The following is a 19,792-nucleotide window of genomic DNA, read 5'->3' on the forward strand; positions in this document are numbered from 1 at the left end:
CCATCTGTCCGCTCGACTTGCATGTATTAGGCACGCCGCCAGCGTTCGTCCTGAGCCAGGATCAAACTCTCCATGAAATAATGGAGCGCAGATTAAGTTCGTCACATCCTGTGACAACATCTGCATGACCTGCATCGTGCAGGCCCCTGACTACGCACATTCGCATGTGCGATTTATTTAATGAATTAACAGGTACGTTTGTCTTGTTTAGTTTTCAAAGAACTTCATCGCCGCTCTCAAAGCGACTATAATATCTTAACATTTAATCGTGATGTCGTCAACAACTTTTTTTCAAAAAAATTATTCGTCATCAGCGACGAATACTAATTTAACACCTTTAAATAAAATTGTCAACAAGAAATTATATTGCGATAAATTGTTTAATAACAATAAGAGCTGCTACACCGGGAACCCCCAATAATCCACTCACTCCGGTTGTTACAATATTAATCGGCACGTGAATGCCCACGCTCTCGCCAAACAGATTCACACAGAATAAAAACAAAGCGCCGACTACAAATCTAACCGCTATTCTTCCGATTAATCGCAAAGGTTTAAATGATGTTTTTGAAAAAAACAACAGGGCAACCAAAGCGACAATTGCCCCGATAAAGATAACAGATCCCATGAATTCCATCACTCCTCGCTCGTTCTTGTACAAGCATATGATGGGAATCATGCGAATAGACCTGCTACTTCCAGCTGCCGATCCTTAAATTTCTTTTTTTTGCTTCCCGCAAATAAAAAAAGTACTTTGCCTCGGCAACCTTTAATTCGTAAAGAACTTCTGGCGAAGGCTCAAGACTGTTTTCAATCAGCCGCTTTTGCCTGTTCCATTCTTCCTTTTGATGGATCAGCTGTTCAATCAGCTTGTTATCAAATTCTTTTCTAAGCTTCTTTTTCCGAAGAAAACCCATGGTAATGCAATCTCCTCCCTCTACATTTCACGTCTGCCTTCAAGCGCTTTAGAAAGAGTGACTTCATCTGCATACTCCAAATCGCCTCCGACCGGAAGTCCATGGGCAATTCGTGACAGCTTGATACCAGACGGCTTTAAAAGCCTTGAAATGTACATGGCCGTTGCTTCTCCTTCTATATTCGGGTTTGTCGCGAGAATGACTTCAGTCACCTGATCATCCTGCAACCGTTTCAGCAATTCGGGTATTTTAATATCTTCCGGACCGATGCCGTCCATCGGAGAAATCGCACCATGCAAAACATGGTACAGTCCGCTGTATTCCTTCATTTTCTCCATAGCAATGACATCTTTCGGATCCTGAACAACACATATGACCGATTTGTCTCTTCTCGTATCTTCACAAATATAGCAAGGATCTTGATCTGTTATATGTCCGCAAACCGAGCAATATGTCAAATTGCGCTTTGCGTTTACCAATGCTTTTGCAAAATCTAACACGACGTCTTCTTTCATACTAAGAACAAAAAAAGCCAGACGGACCGCCGTCTTGGGTCCGATTCCTGGCAATTTCATAAAGCTGTCAATCAGCTTTGATATTGGTTCAGGATACTGCATTCTTATTTTCCTCCTAGAATAAACCCGGCATGTTCATTCCTTTTGTAAACTTACCCATCGTTTCATTTGTTACATCGTCGACTTTTTTCAAAGCATCGTTTGTCGCTGCAAGGACAAGATCTTGAAGCATTTCAACATCTTCAGGGTCTACGACTTCCTCTTTGATGATGACGTCGATGACTTCTTTTTGGCCGTTTACCTTAACAGTCACCATTCCGCCGCCCGCAGTACCTTCGAGTACTTTTTCTGCCAGTTCCTCCTGTGCCTTTTGCATATCCTTTTGCATTTTTTGCATTTGTTTCATCATTTTCTGCATGTTACCCATTCCACCGCGCATACTCAAATCCACTCTCTTTCATGTTTTTATTCTTTAATTTCAATCAGTTCCGCTCCGAACAGTTTTTTAGCTTCTGATACGAGCGGATCTTCTTCTTTCGGTTCATTTGCTTCAGAATCTTCCGGCTGATGATCCTGCAGAAATTCTTCTCTTATTTTACCCCATTGGGCTTCGGGAACGCCAACTATATCTATCCTTCCCCCAAGCATTCCATCCAAAATTTGCTCCAGATTTGTCCTGACTCCATTATTGTCTTCAGCTACCATTTTACAGTGAATTTCGTATTTGAATGCGAGGACAAATGCTTTTGAAGATGCAGCCACCGGCTCGCTGTCATTTAAAAGGGCAGCATGCGATACTTTATTCTGCTGTTTAAGCTGGGCAAGCAATTGTCCCCAGCAGCCCTTCAATTTTTCGAGGTCCGGTCTTGTAGCATCTTTTAATATTTCATGAATACGGCCGACAGGCGCTTTATATGCGCTTTTCACGCTTTTTTGCGGACGGGACGTTTCTTTAGGCTGGGCGGGAGCCGAAGAAACCTGTACACCTTGTGTTTTAAGCTTCTCAATCTCCTGCTCAAGCTGCCGAACCTTGTTGACGAGATTATCCACTTCCGGCGGGGCGGCCGCGGATGCCCCTGCTTTTGGTCCCTGGCAGAGCTTCACAACTGCAACTTCAAAGAAGATACGCGGATGGTTCGTCCATTTCATTTCCTGATGGCTTTTATTTAATATATCGATCATTTCGTAAAGGTCTGGTGCAGGAATTTGCCGGGATAGAGCTTGGAACTCTTCGTCCACCTTCACCTTTTCAAGAACGCCTTCTAAATCAGGCGCCGTTTGATAAAGAAGCATATCCCTAAAGTAGAAAATCATATCCTCGATTAATTTTGCCGGGTCTTTTCCCTGCTGAAGCAGTTCGTTCAATGTTTCCAAAGCACCGGAAACATTTTTTTCGTGGAGGGTTGAGGCGAGCTTTCCAATATAGTGCTGTGACACAGCCCCTGTTATCAGCAGCGCATCATCCACCGTCAGCTCATCTCCGCTGAATGATACAGCCTGATCGAGCAGGCTCAGCGCATCCCTCATGCCGCCGTCGGCAGCACTGGCGATGATGTCTAAGGCGCCATCCTGCACCTTGAACTGTTCAGCTTCGACGATTTTTTCCATTCGTCCGACAATTGCCTGTGAGGTAATCCTCTTAAAATCAAATCGCTGACATCTAGAAATAATCGTTAAAGGAATTTTATGAGGCTCTGTTGTTGCGAGAATAAAGATACAATGTTCCGGCGGCTCTTCAAGCGTTTTTAGAAGGGCGTTGAATGCGCCGATAGAAAGCATATGTACTTCATCTATGATATATACTTTATACGTGACGGCAGACGGGGCAAATTTCACCTTGTCGCGGATGTCACGTATTTCATCTACACCGTTGTTAGAAGCGGCGTCAATTTCAATTACATCTGAAATCGAACCGTTTGTAATGCCTTTGCACGCGGAGCATTCATTGCACGGTTCACTGACCGGAGCGTGCTCACAGTTGACAGCTTTGGCAAACAGTTTTGCGGCGCTTGTTTTTCCCGTTCCCCTCGGTCCGGAAAACAGATAAGCGTGCGAAAATTTCTTTTGTAAAAGGGCATTTTGCAACGTTTTCGTGATGTGCTCCTGACCGACTACATCTTCAAACAACTGCGGCCTGAACACTCTATATAAAGCCTGGTAACTCACAAACACGCCCTCCTCTTGTTTTCATCATTTCCATTATACATGAAGCAGCTTTCAAATCCAAAAGCTCTTCTTAAGAAAAAAACTCATCTATATTAAAATAGATGAGTTCTTAATTTGATGATTGATTTACCGTGCACCTTCTGTCGATTCGCTACCCTAAGCGTTACTTAAGCAGTTAGCTCAGCCCAGGCAACCCTGCGGCACATGGAAGGTTCCACTTAATGCTGCTTCCTTCCGGACCTGACATGGTTCATGGATTCCCATTGCGCAGGACCCAAGCGTCAACACCACTTGCTTAAGGCAGACCTTAAAGTAAACGAACCTCGAGAAAGGGATTCGGCCTCGCTCGAGCGGATTGCGAGTACAGGGCACCGCTACCTCCCCGCTTAGCACGGCAAAATAAATATCAAATTATTTAAGCTGCGTCTTCATGTGACGCACTCATTAGTATAACTTGTTTCACCCTAAATTGCAAATTTCCGTCATCACAGCTCCCTTTTCTTTTCCGCTTTCTTTTTTGCGCGGAGCTTTCTGAAAAAATCGCTTAGCATCCTGCCGCATTCTTCTTCCATTACGCCGCTTACGACTTCAGCCTGATGATTGAATCTCTCTTCCTGCAGGAGATTCATCAAAGTCCCCGCACAGCCGCCTTTCGGATCAGACGCTCCGAACACCACTTTGTCGATTCTGGAGAGAACGGCCGCTCCGGCGCACATCGGACATGGCTCAAGGGTAACGTAAAGAACAGATCTCTCCAGCCGCCAGGTTCCCAGCTTCCGGCATGCCTCTTCAATAACGAGCATCTCTGCGTGGGCAACCGATCTTTGCTCGGTTTCCCGCAAATTATGGGCGCGGGCAATAATTTCGCCATCCAGAACCAGTACGGCGCCAATCGGCACTTCGCCTTTTTCTTCAGCTTTTCTCGCTTCATTGATCGCTTCTTTCATATAAAACTCGTCTTGTGTCATCCGCATGCACTCTTTCAATGTTTTTCGCCCGACAGAATAGGCTAACTTATAGTTAAAGGAATATGCAATCTGAAAGGAGACAATCGCATTGTCCAATTCAGCTCTCATTATAGTCGACATCATTAATGATTTTCAATTCGATATGGGTGACGTTCTTTCCAAAAAGACCAGAAACATGACCGAGCATCTTCTGGCATTAAAAGAACACGCAGCCAAAAAGAAATGGCCTATCATATACATTAATGACCACTTTGGAATTTGGCAAGCGGATATTGCTGCCATTATCAAGAAATGCAAAAACGACAGAAGCGAATATATCATCGACCGGCTCGCACCGAATAACAACGATTATTTCTTAATCAAACCAAAGCACTCAGCTTTTTACGGCACCGCCCTTGAAACATTGCTGAATGAACTTCATGTCGACCATTTGATCATTACGGGAATCGCAGGCAATATTTGCGTGTTATTTACGGCAAACGACGCTTATATGAGGGAGTACGATATCACGATTCCGCACGATTGCATTGCCTCAAATAATGAAAAAGACAACAAATATGCGTTGACGATGATGGAAAATGTTCTGTTCGCCAATATTACGACGGTTAAAGAGATCACCGCCGAAACTTGAGCATGAAACACTTCCTTTCTTCATATAGTGGTAGCAATGAGAAAGGAGGCGTTTACCATTCAGATTTATGTCGTGAAAAGAGGCGATTCCCTTTATCAAATCGCGAATCGCTACCGAACAACAGTTAATGAAATTGTCGCGACGAATGAAATTCCCAACCCGAATCGGCTTGTTGTCGGACAAACTATCGTGATACCGATCGCCGGCGAGTTTTATGAGGTCAGACAAGGAGATACATTAGCATTAATCGGAGCCCGCTTTAATATTTCTCCGGCTGAACTGGCAAGGATCAACCGCATTCAGGTTAGCGCTATTTTGCCTGTCGGGCTGCTGCTTTATATCCCCCCTCGGCCAAAACGGAACATTGAAACAAACGCTTATATCGAACCGCGGGGAGAAAGCGTCAGCCCCGCTCTACAGCAGGCGGCAAGAGAGGCTTCGCCATACTTGACCTATTTGGGTGCTTTCAGCTTCCAGGCGAAGCGGGACGGCACACTCGAAGAACCGCCGCTGAACAACTTAAAAGAAATTGCAGACAGACACCGGACTACGATGATGATGATCGTCACCAATCTCGAAAATGAAGCTTTCAGCGACGAACTCGGCAGAATCATTTTGACGGACCAGAATGTAAAAAACAGATTGCTTGATAACATTGTTGCAGCCGCCAGAAGATACGGTTTTAAAGACATCCACTTTGATTTTGAATACTTAAGGCCTGAAGACAGAGAAGCCTATAATCAATTTTTACGGGATGCACGGGCCCGCTTCAAACAGGAAGGCTGGTTCATCTCAACCGCGCTTGCGCCTAAAACGAGAGCGGATCAGCCCGGACAATGGTATGAGGCCCATGATTACCGGGCTCACGGAGAGATTGTCGATTTTGTCGTACTGATGACATATGAGTGGGGATACAGCGGAGGGCCGCCGATGGCGGTATCGCCGATCGGACCCGTACGGGATGTAATCGAATACGCACTCACGGAAATGCCCGCCAGCAAAATCGTCATGGGCCAGAACTTGTACGGTTATGACTGGACGCTCCCCTATACGCCAGGCGGGCAGCTGGCCAGAGCAATCAGTCCCCAGCGGGCAATTGCAATCGCGAGTGAAAACAATGCGGCGATACAGTACGATGAAACAGCCCAGGCTCCTTTCTTCCGCTATACGGACAATGCCGGCAAACAGCATGAGGTATGGTTTGAAGACGCCCGCTCGATTCAGGCAAAGTTTGATCTGATTAGGGAATTGAATTTAAGGGGAATCAGCTATTGGAAGCTCGGCCTGTCCTTCCCGCAAAACTGGCTCTTGATAGCCGATCAATTTAATGTTGTGAAAGAAACGTTCCCAAGTTAAAGGAACGTTTTTTTCATGGCAGAAGATGATGATGTGATACAATATGTATGGTTCACAAATGAATTTCTTTAGTAGGAGGACACCTATGAACACAGCCCCTTTCATCGCTGTCGAAGGCCCCATCGGCGCGGGAAAAACAACCTTGGCCAGCATGCTCTCCGAAAAGCTCTCACTCTCTTTGGTTAAAGAAATCGTCGAAGAAAACCCTTTTCTTGATAAATTTTATGATGACAAAGATGAATGGAGCTTTCAGCTTGAGATGTTTTTCCTCTGCAATCGCTATAAGCAGCTTGAAGATACCGAAAAGAAGTATTTGCATCACCACATACCCGTTGTTTCGGACTATCATATTTATAAAAACCTCATTTTTGCTGAACGGACGCTGGAAGGCAAAAAACTTGAGAAATACAGAAAAATTTATCATCTGCTTACAGAAGATCTGCCGAAACCAAACGTCATCATTTACATAAAAGCAAGCCTTCCGACGTTATTGGAACGGATCAAAAAACGCGGACGGCCGTTTGAACAGGAAATGGACAAGCAATATCTGGAACAGCTCATCAATGATTATGATGCTGCCATTAAGCAATTTAAAGAATCCGATCCGCCAATACCCGTTATTGAAATTAACGGAGATCAGGAAGACTTCGTGATCTCCGAAGCCGTTTTCAATCGAATTGCCGATCAAGTAAAGGAGTATATAGAATGAGTGTATATGCTATTCCGAAAGATGCTATCATTACTGTTGCCGGAACGGTAGGAGTGGGAAAATCCACATTGACAAAAGAGCTTGCAAAAAGACTCGGATTTAAAACTTCTCTTGAAGAGGTTGTGAACAACCCTTATTTGGAGGCTTTTTACCAAGACTTTGAACGCTGGAGCTTTCACCTGCAAATTTTCTTCTTAGCGGAACGCTTCAAAGAGCAAAAATACATTTACGAATCGGGCGGCGGATTTGTTCAAGACCGTTCAATTTATGAAGATACAGGCATTTTCGCCAAAATGCACGCCGATAAAGGCACAATGTCAAAAGTCGATTATAAGACGTATACAAGCCTGTTTGAAGCGATGGTCATGACGCCTTACTTCCCCCGCCCCGACGTTTTAGTCTATTTGGAGGGCGATTTGGAATCGATTCTCGACCGCATCAAAAAACGCGGACGAGAAATGGAAATGTTAACCGACAGATCGTATTGGGAAGAAATGTACACAAGGTACGAAAACTGGATCAGCGGCTTTAACGCCTGTCCGGTTGTCAGAGTCAATATTGATGAATACGATCTGTTCAACAACTCTGCCTCCCTCGATCCAATCATTGAAAAAATCAGTGAAGCTATTCAAAGATAAACAAGCAAAAAGAGCGGATTCCCATGAAGAGCCGCTCTTTTTTTGCTTGTGCATATAAAAAAACCGCTGCCCTATCCAGGCAGCGGCAACACAATCTCCAATTTATGCTTAGTCAATCACTAAAATGCAAATCAATAATGGCGGAGGAAGAGGGATTCGAACCCCCGCGGGCTTTGACACCCCTGTCGGTTTTCAAGACCGATCCCTTCAGCCAGACTTGGGTATTCCTCCGTATCGACAAGAATTAATATAACATGTCCTATCTTTTTAAGTCAAGAGATTTTTTCATAAAAAATTTATTTTATTGTTCACGCTTCTCATTATATGCAAAAATAATGATAAACGCAAAGGGTGATAGCATTGTGGAAACATTTTATAGAACGTTTACCTCAAGATTACACGCTGAACAGACCTATTGAAACAGAGGAGCTTCAGAAAGCAGAAGAACTCCTCGGCGTCTCTTTTCCAGATGAACTGGTCAGCCTTTTAAAAACGACAGACGGCATTAATGATACATTCGGGGATCATCTCATTTGGCCTGCATACAGAATGATAGAAGAGAATCTAGACATGAGAAGCACCGACTGTTTTAAGCCGTTCGATTGTCTGTTATTTATAGCAGGTGCGGGCAATGGCGATTTATTTGCTTATTCGATTTTAAACGGCTCTATACGGAAAAATGATATTTATGTTTGGAATCATATAGACGACAGCCGAATATGGGCCGCATCTTCTTTAAAACCATTCATGAAAGGCTGGATCGAGGGAACAATCACCATTTAAAACAAGATCTTAGGCAGGAGCATGATGAAATGAATTATCTATCAAAAGAATTGGCGGAGGAAATTGTCGACAGGACCATGTCGATTATTCGGCACAACATTAATATGATGGATGAAAACGGGGTTATCATCGCCTCAGGAGACCGCTCGAGAATTGGTGATGAACACGCCGGAGCGAAGGACGCACTTGCAGCTGAAAGGGTTATCAGCATCACGCCTGAAGAATGCTCGGCTTTAACGGGAACAAAGCCCGGCGTAAACCTTCCCATCGTATTTCATGATGAAATAATCGGCGTTATTGGAATCACGGGGCCGCCTTCTGAAGTCAGCCGATATGGTGAACTTGTTAAAATGGCAGCAGAGCTGACTGTCGAACAGGCATTTTTAACAAAACAGCTGACATGGGATCAAAGGCTCCGGGAAGAAACGGTCATCCAAATGATTCAGGGGGCCGACCTAGCATCCCTTGACTTCCTTGAACGTGCGGAGCGATTGAATATACCGCTAGAAGGCCAGCGTACTTGTCTTGTGTTTGAGCTGCCATCCGCTGATATGAAGCCGGCATTTATTAAAAAACTTGAAAAACATTTAACCGCGAAAGATTTGTACGCCAATATTTCTTTAAAAGAGATCACAGTTATTCTGGCAGGCGCTCCCGCTAAAAGCAGGGCTGATCTCTTTTCATCTTGGAACGGCTGGCTCAGCCAATGGAAAACGGTCAGAGGCGCGCTTGGCGAACAGGCGGATCAGCTTGAGCAGCTGCCATTCTCCTATCAAAGTGCAAAACAAACGCTCAAGATTGCTAAAAACAGCTCTAGTTTATACGATTATCGAGAGTTTGCGATCCCCGTTCTGTTATCAAAAATAGAGCGTCCGGATCAGGAGATTCATTTTCAAAACATCTGGGACCGCCTTTCCCAAGCAGATCAAAAGGGCGAATTAATCCATACCCTCCTCTGCTATATAGAAGAAAACGGCGAAATCGGGGAAACTTCATCAAGACTCTTTATTCACCGCAATACATTAAACTACCGGCTGAGAAAGGTTGAAATAGCGACAGGATGCAATCCAAAACGATTTGACGACCTATTCAAACTGTATACAGCCATTACGCTTTTTTCACCATTTTGTGCAAATGAACAATTTTAATATAGGATAAAGGAACGAAATCCGTATACCTGACCAATTCTCCCTTGTACAGAAAGCGTTTACAATTGGACGTAAGGGAGGGTATGCAGATGGATATTCAAATCAATGCAATAGGCGCCTTATGCGCATTAGCCATATCAATCTTTCTCATTCTGAAAAAAGTCCCGCCGGCTTACGGCATGATGATCGGCGCATTGGCCGGAGGCTTAATCGGCGGCGCAGATTTAATAGAGACGACGGATTTGATGATAGCGGGTGCTAAAAACATGATTCCTGCTGTACTCCGCATCTTGGCAGCAGGGGTGCTCGCCGGCGTTCTGATTCAATCCGGCTCCGCAGCGGTGATTGCAGAAACCATTGTCAATAAAATTGGAGAAAAAAGAGCGCTGCTTGCTTTAACATTGGCGACAGCCATCTTAACAACGGTCGGCGTATTCGTCGATGTCGCCGTCATCACAGTCGCACCGATCGCCCTTGCGATTGCAAGGCGGACCTTTATCAGCAAAGCGGCCATTCTGTTGGCGATGATCGGCGGAGGAAAAGCGGGCAATATTATGTCGCCAAACCCTAATGCCATTGCTGCTTCAGATGCCTTTCACATCCCTTTGACATCCGTGATGGCCGCCGGGATCATCCCCGCTATATTTGGACTGGGCGCCACTTATTTACTAGCAAAACGCCTTTCAAATAAAGGAACAGGAGTAGCTGCAAATGAGATTGAAACCCAAACGGCTCAACAACTGCCGGCATTTTGGGCGGCGATCAGCGGTCCGATGGTCTCCATCCTGTTGCTCGCCTTAAGGCCCGTGGCAGGTATTACGATTGATCCAATTATCGCTTTGCCGGCGGGAGGCCTCGTCACTGCGATTGCATCGGGACAAGCGGGCAAACTGAAGGATTTTGCCGCTTCAGGATTGTCGAAGATGTCAGGTGTTGCCGTGATGCTGATCGGGACTGGAACGCTTGCGGGAATCATCGCCAACTCCCAACTCAATTCTTTCATTACCGACACCCTTGTCGGCTTGGGTCTGCCGTCGTTTCTCTTAGCTCCCATTTCCGGCATGCTGATGTCGATGGCAACCGCCTCAACAACCGCCGGCACAGCTGTCGCCAGCAGCGTATTCGGCCCGACATTGCTTGATCTTGGCGTCGCCGGCCTCGCAGGTGCGGCAATGATTCACGCCGGAGCAACGGTGCTCGATCACCTGCCTCACGGAAGCTTTTTTCATACGACGGGAGGCAGCGTCTTCATGTCCATGAAAGAACGGTTAAAGCTGATTCCATATGAGTCAGTCATCGGCTTAATCCTAACCATTATCTCAACTTTGATTTTTGGAATTTTTCAATTCTTTATTTAAAAAGGAGCAGGTACCATGAAAATCGTAATCGCACCTGATTCATTTAAAGAAAGCATGACATCGCTTGAGGCGGCTAAAAGCATTGAAAAAGGCTTTAAAGCGGTTCTGCCTGACGCCGAATACGTCAACATTCCGGTTGCTGATGGAGGCGAAGGAACCGTTCAAGCTCTGATTGACGCCACCGGAGGAGACATCGTACAGCAAACAGTCACAGGCCCTCTCGGGAAGCCGGTAAAGGCGGCTTACGGCCTGCTTGGCGACGGAAAAACGGCTGTCATCGAAATGGCTGAAGCGTCAGGCCTTCACCTCGTGCCCCCTGAACAGCGGAATCCCCTGTTAACGACAACGAGAGGAACCGGAGAACTGATTCTCAATGCTGCGAAAAAAGGGGTGTCCAACATCATCATCGGACTCGGCGGAAGTGCGACAAATGACGGCGGAGCGGGAATGGCTGCAGCACTGGGTGTGAAGTTTCTAAACCGCAATGGAGAAGAGATTGAAAATGGGGGCGGTGCATTAGCTGAGATTGCCAAGATCGATGTGAGCGGCCTCAATCCTCAGTTAAAGCATATCCACTTTGAAGCCGCCTGTGATGTCGATAATCCTCTTACGGGACCTCGCGGAGCCTCCGCCGTATTTGGGCCGCAAAAAGGGGCGAACAGTGAAATGACTGCTCTTTTGGATCAAAACTTAAAACATTATGCTGCTGCAGTCAAAGCAGAGCTGGGGTGCGAAATCGATTCAATTCCGGGAGCAGGAGCGGCCGGAGGATTAGGAGCAGGCCTCTGTGCCTTTTTAAAAGCGGAATTAAAAAGCGGAGTTGACATTGTTTTAGATACTTTGTCTTTTTCCGAACGTATTAAAGGAGCCGATCTTGTCATTACGGGTGAGGGAAAAATAGACGGCCAAACAGTCAGCGGAAAAACGCCAGCCGGCGTCGCAAAACGCGCCTGCAGCGAGAATATTCCCGTTATTGCATTTGCCGGATCGCTCGGTGAAGGCTGCGAGCTTGTTTATGATATCGGCATTTCCGCTCTCTTTTCGATTGTGCCAGGGATCAGCTCCTTGGAAAACGCCCTTGCCGATGGAAGTTCAAATCTTACGCGCTGTGCCCGAAATGTAGCCGCCGTCTGGTCTCTCGCATAAAAAAAAGCGCGCCTCTTGGCGCGCACTTTTTATGGTTGAATAACATCTCTGTTCCCCATGTATGGACGAAGCGCTTTAGGAATGATGACGCTCCCGTCCTCCTGCTGGTAATTTTCCAATAATGCGGCAACCGTTCTGCCGACAGCCAAGCCGGAGCCGTTTAACGTATGGACATGCTCAGGCTTTCCTTTTGCTTCCCTTCTGAATCTGATATTCGCCCGTCTCGCCTGGAAAGCTTCGAAGTTACTGCAAGATGAAATTTCACGATATGTGTTTTGGCTTGGAATCCATACTTCGATATCGTATTTTTTCGCAGCGGTAAATCCTAGATCGCCCGTACACATGCTCATCACACGATAAGGAAGCTCAAGCAGCTGAAGAACTTTCTCCGCTTGATTTGTCAGCTTTTCAAGCTCTTCATATGAATCCTCAGGCTTCACGAATTTCACCAGTTCAACCTTGTTAAATTGGTGCTGGCGAATCAAACCGCGCGTATCACGGCCAGCTGAGCCTGCTTCTGAACGGAAGCACGCACTGAACGCCGCATAATTGATCGGCAACTCGGCAGCTGACAAAATTTCATCGCGATGCAGGTTCGTAATTGGCACTTCTGCCGTCGGAATTAAGAAATAATCTTCTTCCCTGATTTTAAAGGCATCTTCCTCAAATTTCGGCAGCTGTCCGGTGCCTGTCATGCTTGCGCGGTTCACCATGTACGGCGGGATGACTTCCGTATAGCCGTACTCGTCTACGTGAAGATCAAGCATAAAGTTATACAATGCCCGTTCAAGTCTGGCGCCTAGCCCTTTATAGAAAACGAAACGGCTTCCCGTAACCTTGCCTGCCCGCTCAAAATCAAGAATATCCAACTGATCGGCAATATCCCAATGAGGCTTCGGCTCAAATGAAAATCCGGGGAGTTCGCCCCATTTGCGAACTTCCACGTTGTCGTCTTCAGTCTCACCGACCGGAACAGACTCATGGGGGATATTCGGGATAGACAGCATGATTTTATCAAGTGAAGATTCGACCGTTCTCAGCTCTTCATCAAGTTTTTTAATGTCTTCACCGACTTCGCGCATTTCTTTAATGAGGTGGTCAGCATCTTTTTTCTCGCGCTTTAAAGCGGCAACCTGCTGAGATACCTCATTGCGCTTTCCTTTCAGCTCTTCCACTTTGACGATCAATTCTCTTCTCTTTGTATCCAATTCCTCAAATTGATCAAAATCTGATAAATCTTCTCCTCTGTGGGCAAGCTTTTGTTTGATTTCCTCCAAATTTGCCCGCAGCAGTTTGATATCAAGCATCTGCCTCGCTCCTTTTATACTGATTTGACCGAAAAAAAGAGCCCTTGTCCCCTAAATATAAGGGACGAGAGCTCTCGCGTTGCCACCCTGATTGAAAACAGGCGTCTTCCTCCTGTTTTCCGCTTCATTTTGATAACGGTTCTCCCGTAAATGCCTACTTTGACTGTTCAGCATTTCGCTCAAGGATGGATTCGGACAGCATCTTTCGCCGATTCGCACCAACCATCGGCTCTCTTGGAAAGAGAGGCTTCCTACTGCTTCCTATCAACGCTTTTCGATCTATATTGTCTTATAAATGTACTACAAGTTTTAACAGCTTTCAACCGTTTTATACGACGGCTTCCTGTTTATGCTTTTCCGCCATCTCGACAAATAATTTCGTCATTCTATGGTCATCCGTCAGTTCAGGGTGGAAAGAACAGCCGAGCAGATTTCCTTGTTTGGCAGCGACGATTCTACCGTTGTGCTCCGAAAGCACTTCCACATCTGCGCCCGCTTCCAAAATGTGCGGAGCGCGGATAAATACGCCTGTAAACGGTTCGTCAAGTCCTTTAACGGTTAAATCCGCTTCAAAGCTGTCCACTTGTCTTCCAAAGGAATTCCGTTCGACGGTTACATCCAGAACACCAAGATGGGCATCATTCGCTCCGGCGATATTCTTCGCCAGGATAATCAGCCCAGCACAAGTTCCAAATACCGGCTTTCCGGATGCGGCAAACTCCTGAAGGGGCTTCATAAACTGATACGTATCGATGAGGCGCCTCATCGTCGTGCTTTCCCCTCCCGGCAAAATCAAACCGTCGATTTCCTTTAACTCTTCCGGCCACTTAATGATTTTTCCGGCTGCTCCGCATGCTTCAATTGAGCGAATATGTTCTCTTACTGCTCCCTGAAGTCCAAGTACACCAATTGTCAGCATGTCAATCCGTCTCCTTCGTGTTTACCAGCCGCGCTCTTGCATACGCTGTTCTGGCAGCAGATTTGAGATTTCAATCCCTTTCATCGCAGTTCCAAGCTCTTTTGATAGCTCGGCAATCAGTTTGTAATCCGTGTAATGCGTCGTCGCTTCAACGATTGCTTTCGCGAATTTAGCAGGGTTGTCGGATTTAAAAATACCGGACCCTACGAATACGCCGTCAGCGCCAAGCTGCATCATTAAAGCAGCATCAGCAGGTGTTGCCACACCGCCGGCAGCAAAGTTTACAACAGGAAGGCGTCCTTCGGCTTTAATTTCCTTCAACAGCTCATACGGAGCGCCGAGGTTTTTCGCTTCTGTCATCAGTTCGTCATCGCTCATGCCGACTACTTTGCGCACTTGAGCATTCACCTTTCTCATATGGCGGACAGCTTCCACAATATTGCCCGTACCAGGTTCGCCTTTCGTACGAAGCATTGAAGCTCCTTCTGCGATCCGGCGCGTCGCTTCTCCGAGGTCGCGGCATCCGCATACAAATGGAACGGTAAATTCGTTTTTATTTAAATGAAATTCTTCATCCGCAGGAGTCAAAACTTCACTTTCATCAATATAGTCAACGCCGAGCGCTTCAAGAACACGCGCTTCAACGATATGCCCGATGCGGGCTTTCGCCATAACCGGGATTGAAACAGCGTTCATCACTTCTTCGACAATTGTCGGATCTGCCATGCGGGCAACTCCGCCTGCCGCACGGATATCAGCCGGAACGCGCTCCAGCGCCATGACTGCGACGGCTCCTGCTTCTTCTGCGATTTTTGCTTGTTCGGCATTGACAACGTCCATAATGACGCCGCCTTTCTGCATTTCTGCCATACCGCGTTTTACGCGATCAGTACCTGTTTGAGCCATTTCAAGGATCCCCCTAATCAAAGATTGAATTGTCAGATTTAATCCTATTGTATCCTATAATTCCACAAAATCATATGAAAAACACGAAGATTATTTCTATTTTAATAACAAATTGTTAGGATTGTAAATGGTAATTCTATCTGAATATGACAATAAAGAGCCCTATCAGATAGAGCCCTTTATTGATTAAAACCAGCCGGTTACCATTTCAACAATGCTGTTCCAAATACCGGCAAAAAAGCCGCCGATGCTTCTCATCGTTAAAATAAACCAATTTGCTTTCTCATCATCTTCTTTTGTCACGAGGTTTACACCTGATACATCGCTGCCGAGAAATCCGTAGTCCTTTTCTTCTCCCTTATAGGAGGCCGTCAAGGTACCGACTTTCTCACCTTTTTTAACAGGTGCGGTCAGCTCGTCTTTGTTCAGCGTCACTTTCGCCTTGTAATTCTTTTCTTCACCGTTCTTCACAGGCATTGAAAAGGCTTTTTCCGTTACGACGCCGACTTCAGTTTCTTTCCCTTTGTCGACTGTGACCGTTTCGTTGCCTTTCACTTGTGCGCCTTTTGCGTAAAACTCTTTCATTGTGAAGTTATCAAATGCATAATCAAGCATTTTTTTCGTTTCTTTAAATCGTCCCGTATGAAGGTCGCCTTTCGCATTCATAACGACGGAAATCACTCTCATGCCGTTTCTTTCGGCAGTAGCCGTAAAGCATGATCCGGCAGAGTCCGTTGAGCCGGTTTTCAGCCCGTCCACACCTTTATATTCCTGAACTAGGCCTTTCAGCATAAAGTTCCAGTTCGGCATGTCCATTTCATCGTCTGTGCCTTTTCTGAACTTCGTTTTGGCAATGCTCGCCGTATCGAGGATTTCAGGATAATCGCTTACTAAATGATCGGCAAGGAGCGCCATGTCTCTCGCAGATACTTCATTTTCTTCATTGGCATTTGTTCCGCTCGGATGTTTGCCGTGAAGATCCTTGTTTTCCAAACCTGTAGCATTCACAAATTTGAAATCTTTCATTCCAAGCTCTTTGGCTTTTTTATTCATTAACTCTACGAACTTTGATTCAGAACCGGCAACGATTTCAGAAAGTGCAATAGCCGCCGCGTTTGCAGAGTAAATTGCAGTCGCCTGATAAAGCTCTTTTACAGTGTATGATCCGTCTTTACGAAGAGGAACATTCGATAATGAACGATCTTGGGAAATCTCGTATACATAATCGTCAGGCGTGTACTTCTGATCCCATTTCACTTTGCCTTCGTGAATCGCTTCCAACAGAAGATACTCCGTCATCATTTTGGCCATGCTGGCAACAGGAAGACGCTGATCGGCATTTTTGCTGTACAAAATTTTCCCCGATGAAGCTTCCACCAAGATTGCTGCTTTCGCGTCTACATTAATTGGATCATTTGCGGCTTTTGCTGTCGACATAGGAGAAAATGCACCTACAGTCACGGCAAAAGCAACGATCAACATGATCAGCTGCTTTATTCTCTTGCTTTTCAAATCGTGATACCTCCGCTTTTCATCAGACTAATAATCTATATCAAAGCCTTTTAAGACATTTTTCAAACACAACATTATAAATTTTATCATAAGGAAGCAAAAAAAAATAGACAGAGTATTACTCTGTCTACGGTTTAATTTTTGTCATATTTGATTAGGAAATGGTATAGTTAGGCGATTCTTTGGTAATTTGTACATCGTGAGGATGGCTTTCCCGCAGGCCTGCGCCTGTCATGCGGATGAACTGCGCATCTTCCCTCAGTGCGTGCAAATCTTTTGTTCCGCAGTACCCCATGCCGGATTTCAAACCGCCGACAAGCTGATAAACTGTGTCAGCAACCGGACCTTTATAAGGCGTACGGCCCTCAATGCCTTCCGGAACGAATTTTTTGTTTTCCTCTTGGAAGTAGCGGTCTTTGCTTCCTTTTTCCATTGCCGCCACTGAACCCATACCGCGATAAACTTTAAAGCGTCTGCCTTGGTAGATTTCAGTCTCGCCTGGGCTTTCGGATGTTCCGGCAAGAAGGCTTCCAAGCATGACGGCATGTCCGCCGGCAGCCAAGGCTTTGACGATATCTCCGGAAAACTTGATGCCGCCGTCTGCAATAATCGCCGCACCGTGTTTTCTTGCTTCAGTCGCACAATCGTAAATCGCTGTCACTTGCGGAACACCGACACCGGCCACTACGCGGGTTGTACAAATAGAACCCGGTCCGATACCGACTTTAACTACATTTGCTCCGGCTTCGATAAGCGCTTTTGTTCCTTCGGCAGTTGCGACGTTGCCGGCAATGATATTTAATTCAGGATAAGTGTCGCGGATTTTCTTAACGGTATCCAAGACACCTTGTGAATGGCCGTGCGCGGTATCAACGACGATCACATCGACATTGGCTTCCACAAGCTTTCTGACGCGTGTCATTGTGTCGCCTGTTACACCAACCGCTGCTCCAACCAATAGGCGGCCGTGAACATCTTTCGCTGAATTCGGGAATTCGATTACTTTTTCAATGTCTTTAATCGTAATAAGCCCTTTTAAAACACCTTGATCATCTAAAAGAGGGAGTTTTTCGATCTTGTATTTTTGAAGAATTTTTTCCGCTTCATCCAGGGTTGTACCAACAGGAGCCGTAACAAGCTCTTCTTTTGTCATAACATCGCTGATTTTCATGGAGTAATCAGAAATAAATCGCAGATCACGGTTTGTGATAATTCCAACCAGCTTCTGATCCTCTTCATTGTCAACAATCGGAACACCGGAAATTCTGTATTTGCCCATCAAATGTTCTGCATCAAAAACTTGGTGCTCTGGCGTCAGGAAAAACGGATTTGTAATGACGCCCCGCTCTGAACGTTTGACTTTGTCAACCTGCTCAGCCTGCTGTTCAATCGACATGTTTTTGTGGATAATGCCCAATCCGCCCTGCCGTGCCATCGCGATGGCCATTTGAGCTTCTGTCACTGTATCCATGCCTGCACTAATAATTGGAACATTCAGCTTAAGGGACGATGTAAGCTCAACCGATAAATCCACGTCACGCGGAAGTACCTCCGATTTAGCCGGAACGAGCAATACATCATCAAATGTTAAGCCTTCTTTCGAAAATTTGCTTTCCCACATTAGTAAATCCCCCTCTTTTCGGCAAAATATTATATGTAGATTATCAACTTGAATACCCACTGTCAAGAAAGCGAGAAACAGTTGTAATTTTTAGAAAATAACCATAAGGGAAGTGGAGTACATGCAAGATAAAGGATGGAAGGATTTAAAGCTGTTTTATTCGGTCGAAACAGCCCAGCATTTTCTTGAAATGGTATATAAAAATCAAGGAATGGAAGATGCCAAAAAAAACTCTTATAAAAACGGAGAGCGGTTTATTTTTTTTCTTAAGCATGCAGAAGCTTTTTACAAGCAAGCTAAAATCGCTACGTTAGAAATAAAACCCATTTTATTATTTTACGGCATGGCACAGCTATTGAAAGCCTGCCTGTTAACGACAGATCCTTCCTATCCCAGCCATACTTCAGTGCTTGCTCATGGCGTGACCACAAGAAAACGAAAAAAACAAAATTACCGCTTTTATGAAGATGAAGTGAAAATCCAAAGGAACGGCCTATGTATGCACGTGATCAGATCCCTTTTCCAATTATCCGGATTGGAAGATGAACGATTCAATATGAAACAGCTTTTGGCGAAAATTCCGGAGATCAATAAAGTGCTGGCATTTCAAAGAAAACCAAATCCGATTGTAAAAGCAGCCGTCGAAGACCGGCTAATTGAGCTGCCTGGCGAGACACCCAATGCTTACAATATGTCATCAAAGCGTTTCATCGAACATATCGAATACCATTTAAACTGGTCTTTCTGCCGTGAGGAAAAAGAGGGAATCGTTTTTTCTGCCGCTCATAAAGAATGCCGTCCCAGCACTTCGACCACATTGCTTTATGATTTGGAGCAAGACAGATATTATTTCCCGGCTGAACGGGATCACTTTTTAAAGCTCCCGGAAATATTGGCGCATTACTTGGTTGCGTACAATTTAAGCATGATTGCCAGGTATGAAACTGAATGGTGGTATGACCTTCTTCTTCAAAGTGCTAGCGATGATTATGTCATCATCCAGCAGTTTTTACATATAGTCGAGTCAAAGTTCCCCTATTATATCGCTGAACTGCTTCTTCAAAAAAAAGAAAACAACAAAAAAGACCAGCTTATATAAGCTGGTCTTTTTAATCGCTTGGCGGCGTCCTACTCTCACAGGGGGAAGCCCCCAACTACCATCGGCGCTGAAGAGCTTAACTTCCGTGTTCGG

20 protein-coding genes, 1 tRNA gene, 2 rRNA genes, 1 other RNA gene and 1 other annotated feature are annotated in these 19,792 nt (G+C 45.4%); of the genes, 9 read left to right on the top strand and 15 right to left on the bottom strand.

The window, feature by feature from the left end:
* The 8 genes from LQ247_RS21805 to tadA all read right to left on the bottom strand — a co-directional run.
* Positions 1-77, bottom strand: a 16S ribosomal RNA gene (locus LQ247_RS21805); the annotation flags it as partial.
* Between the two features lie 284 nt (positions 78-361).
* On the bottom strand, positions 362-628 hold the full coding sequence (locus LQ247_RS21810; RefSeq protein WP_025810906.1) for a pro-sigmaK processing inhibitor BofA family protein: 267 nt from the start codon (positions 626-628) through the stop codon (positions 362-364).
* 64 nt (positions 629-692) lie between these two features.
* A complete protein-coding gene (locus LQ247_RS21815; RefSeq protein WP_035337520.1) occupies positions 693-917 on the bottom strand; it encodes a YaaL family protein in 225 nt (74 codons plus the stop codon).
* Between the two features lie 20 nt (positions 918-937).
* Entirely contained in the window at positions 938-1,534 is a 597-nt protein-coding gene (gene recR, locus LQ247_RS21820; protein ID WP_020449786.1) for a recombination protein RecR, read from the bottom strand.
* 13 nt (positions 1,535-1,547) lie between these two features.
* On the bottom strand, positions 1,548-1,871 hold the full coding sequence (locus LQ247_RS21825) for a YbaB/EbfC family nucleoid-associated protein (protein ID WP_023856408.1): 324 nt from the start codon (positions 1,869-1,871) through the stop codon (positions 1,548-1,550).
* A 26-nt stretch (positions 1,872-1,897) separates the two neighbouring features.
* A complete protein-coding gene (gene dnaX / locus LQ247_RS21830) occupies positions 1,898-3,598 on the bottom strand; it encodes a DNA polymerase III subunit gamma/tau (RefSeq protein ID WP_144497722.1) in 1,701 nt (566 codons plus the stop codon).
* A gap of 129 nt (positions 3,599-3,727) precedes the next feature.
* An RNA gene (gene ffs / locus LQ247_RS21835) (signal recognition particle sRNA large type) lies at positions 3,728-3,993 on the bottom strand.
* Positions 3,994-4,083: 90 nt separating this feature from the next.
* Positions 4,084-4,566, bottom strand: coding sequence for a tRNA adenosine(34) deaminase TadA (gene tadA, locus LQ247_RS21840; protein WP_025810903.1), 483 nt, complete (start codon positions 4,564-4,566; stop codon positions 4,084-4,086).
* A 142-nt stretch (positions 4,567-4,708) separates the two neighbouring features.
* On the opposite strand from tadA, the gene LQ247_RS21845 reads away from it, so the two are divergent.
* From LQ247_RS21845 to LQ247_RS21860, 4 genes are all read left to right on the top strand, one after another.
* A complete protein-coding gene (locus LQ247_RS21845; RefSeq protein ID WP_229105635.1) occupies positions 4,709-5,197 on the top strand; it encodes a cysteine hydrolase family protein in 489 nt (162 codons plus the stop codon).
* 36 nt (positions 5,198-5,233) lie between these two features.
* Positions 5,234-6,553 (top strand): glycoside hydrolase family 18 protein, encoded by a 1,320-nt coding sequence (locus tag LQ247_RS21850; protein ID WP_231006592.1) that lies wholly within the window; start codon positions 5,234-5,236, stop codon positions 6,551-6,553.
* An 85-nt stretch (positions 6,554-6,638) separates the two neighbouring features.
* The gene (locus tag LQ247_RS21855; RefSeq protein WP_020449779.1) at positions 6,639-7,262 is read left to right on the top strand and encodes a deoxynucleoside kinase; all 624 of its coding nucleotides are present in this window, start codon (positions 6,639-6,641) and stop codon (positions 7,260-7,262) included.
* The gene (locus LQ247_RS21860) at positions 7,259-7,900 is read left to right on the top strand and encodes a deoxynucleoside kinase (protein ID WP_020449778.1); all 642 of its coding nucleotides are present in this window, start codon (positions 7,259-7,261) and stop codon (positions 7,898-7,900) included. The genes LQ247_RS21855 and LQ247_RS21860 overlap by 4 nt, the downstream gene beginning before the upstream one ends.
* A 138-nt stretch (positions 7,901-8,038) precedes the next feature.
* On the opposite strand, the gene LQ247_RS21865 is transcribed toward LQ247_RS21860, so the two are convergent.
* Positions 8,039-8,131: transfer RNA gene (locus LQ247_RS21865), tRNA-Ser, on the bottom strand.
* 120 nt (positions 8,132-8,251) lie between these two features.
* Here LQ247_RS21865 and LQ247_RS21870 point away from each other — a divergent pair.
* The 4 genes from LQ247_RS21870 to LQ247_RS21885 all read left to right on the top strand — a co-directional run bounded on the left by LQ247_RS21870 (position 8,252) and on the right by LQ247_RS21885 (position 12,335).
* A complete protein-coding gene (locus LQ247_RS21870; RefSeq protein WP_223254893.1) occupies positions 8,252-8,683 on the top strand; it encodes an SMI1/KNR4 family protein in 432 nt (143 codons plus the stop codon).
* Between the two features lie 29 nt (positions 8,684-8,712).
* Positions 8,713-9,831, top strand: a complete 1,119-nt coding sequence (locus tag LQ247_RS21875) for a CdaR family transcriptional regulator (RefSeq protein ID WP_025810900.1) — start codon at positions 8,713-8,715, stop codon at positions 9,829-9,831.
* Positions 9,832-9,920: 89 nt separating this feature from the next.
* Positions 9,921-11,189, top strand: a complete 1,269-nt coding sequence (locus LQ247_RS21880; RefSeq protein WP_025810899.1) for a GntP family permease — start codon at positions 9,921-9,923, stop codon at positions 11,187-11,189.
* Between the two features lie 15 nt (positions 11,190-11,204).
* Complete coding sequence (locus LQ247_RS21885; protein ID WP_101562007.1) at positions 11,205-12,335, top strand: glycerate kinase; 1,131 nt, start codon at positions 11,205-11,207, stop codon at positions 12,333-12,335.
* Positions 12,336-12,364: 29 nt separating this feature from the next.
* Here the strand turns inward: LQ247_RS21885 and serS are convergent, their stop codons facing one another.
* The 5 genes from serS to guaB form a co-directional block, all read right to left on the bottom strand.
* Positions 12,365-13,642 carry a serine--tRNA ligase gene (gene serS, locus LQ247_RS21890; protein ID WP_025810897.1) on the bottom strand — a complete coding sequence of 426 codons (1,278 nt, stop codon included), beginning with the start codon at positions 13,640-13,642 and terminating at the stop codon, positions 12,365-12,367.
* A gap of 57 nt (positions 13,643-13,699) precedes the next feature.
* Positions 13,700-13,919 (bottom strand) — a binding site (T-box leader).
* Positions 13,920-13,970: 51 nt separating this feature from the next.
* Positions 13,971-14,561: a pyridoxal 5'-phosphate synthase glutaminase subunit PdxT gene (gene pdxT, locus LQ247_RS21895; RefSeq protein ID WP_020449772.1), complete on the bottom strand. Its 591-nt coding sequence runs from the start codon at positions 14,559-14,561 to the stop codon at positions 13,971-13,973.
* A 21-nt stretch (positions 14,562-14,582) separates the two neighbouring features.
* Complete coding sequence (gene pdxS, locus LQ247_RS21900; RefSeq protein ID WP_020449771.1) at positions 14,583-15,467, bottom strand: pyridoxal 5'-phosphate synthase lyase subunit PdxS; 885 nt, start codon at positions 15,465-15,467, stop codon at positions 14,583-14,585.
* Between the two features lie 186 nt (positions 15,468-15,653).
* Positions 15,654-16,949 (bottom strand): D-alanyl-D-alanine carboxypeptidase, encoded by a 1,296-nt coding sequence (gene dacA, locus LQ247_RS21905; RefSeq protein WP_031305058.1) that lies wholly within the window; start codon positions 16,947-16,949, stop codon positions 15,654-15,656.
* A 184-nt stretch (positions 16,950-17,133) separates the two neighbouring features.
* Entirely contained in the window at positions 17,134-18,600 is a 1,467-nt protein-coding gene (gene guaB / locus LQ247_RS21910) for an IMP dehydrogenase (protein WP_095293104.1), read from the bottom strand.
* A 121-nt stretch (positions 18,601-18,721) separates the two neighbouring features.
* On the opposite strand from guaB, the gene LQ247_RS21915 reads away from it, so the two are divergent.
* The gene (locus LQ247_RS21915; RefSeq protein WP_025810895.1) at positions 18,722-19,699 is read left to right on the top strand and encodes a YaaC family protein; all 978 of its coding nucleotides are present in this window, start codon (positions 18,722-18,724) and stop codon (positions 19,697-19,699) included.
* 16 nt (positions 19,700-19,715) lie between these two features.
* Here LQ247_RS21915 and rrf read toward each other — a convergent pair.
* Positions 19,716-19,792: ribosomal RNA gene (rrf, locus tag LQ247_RS22385) — 5S ribosomal RNA — on the bottom strand; the annotation flags it as partial.

The sequence above is a fragment of the Bacillus sp. BS3(2021) genome (genome assembly GCF_021043345.1).
GTDB lineage: Bacteria > Bacillota > Bacilli > Bacillales > Bacillaceae > Bacillus > Bacillus paralicheniformis.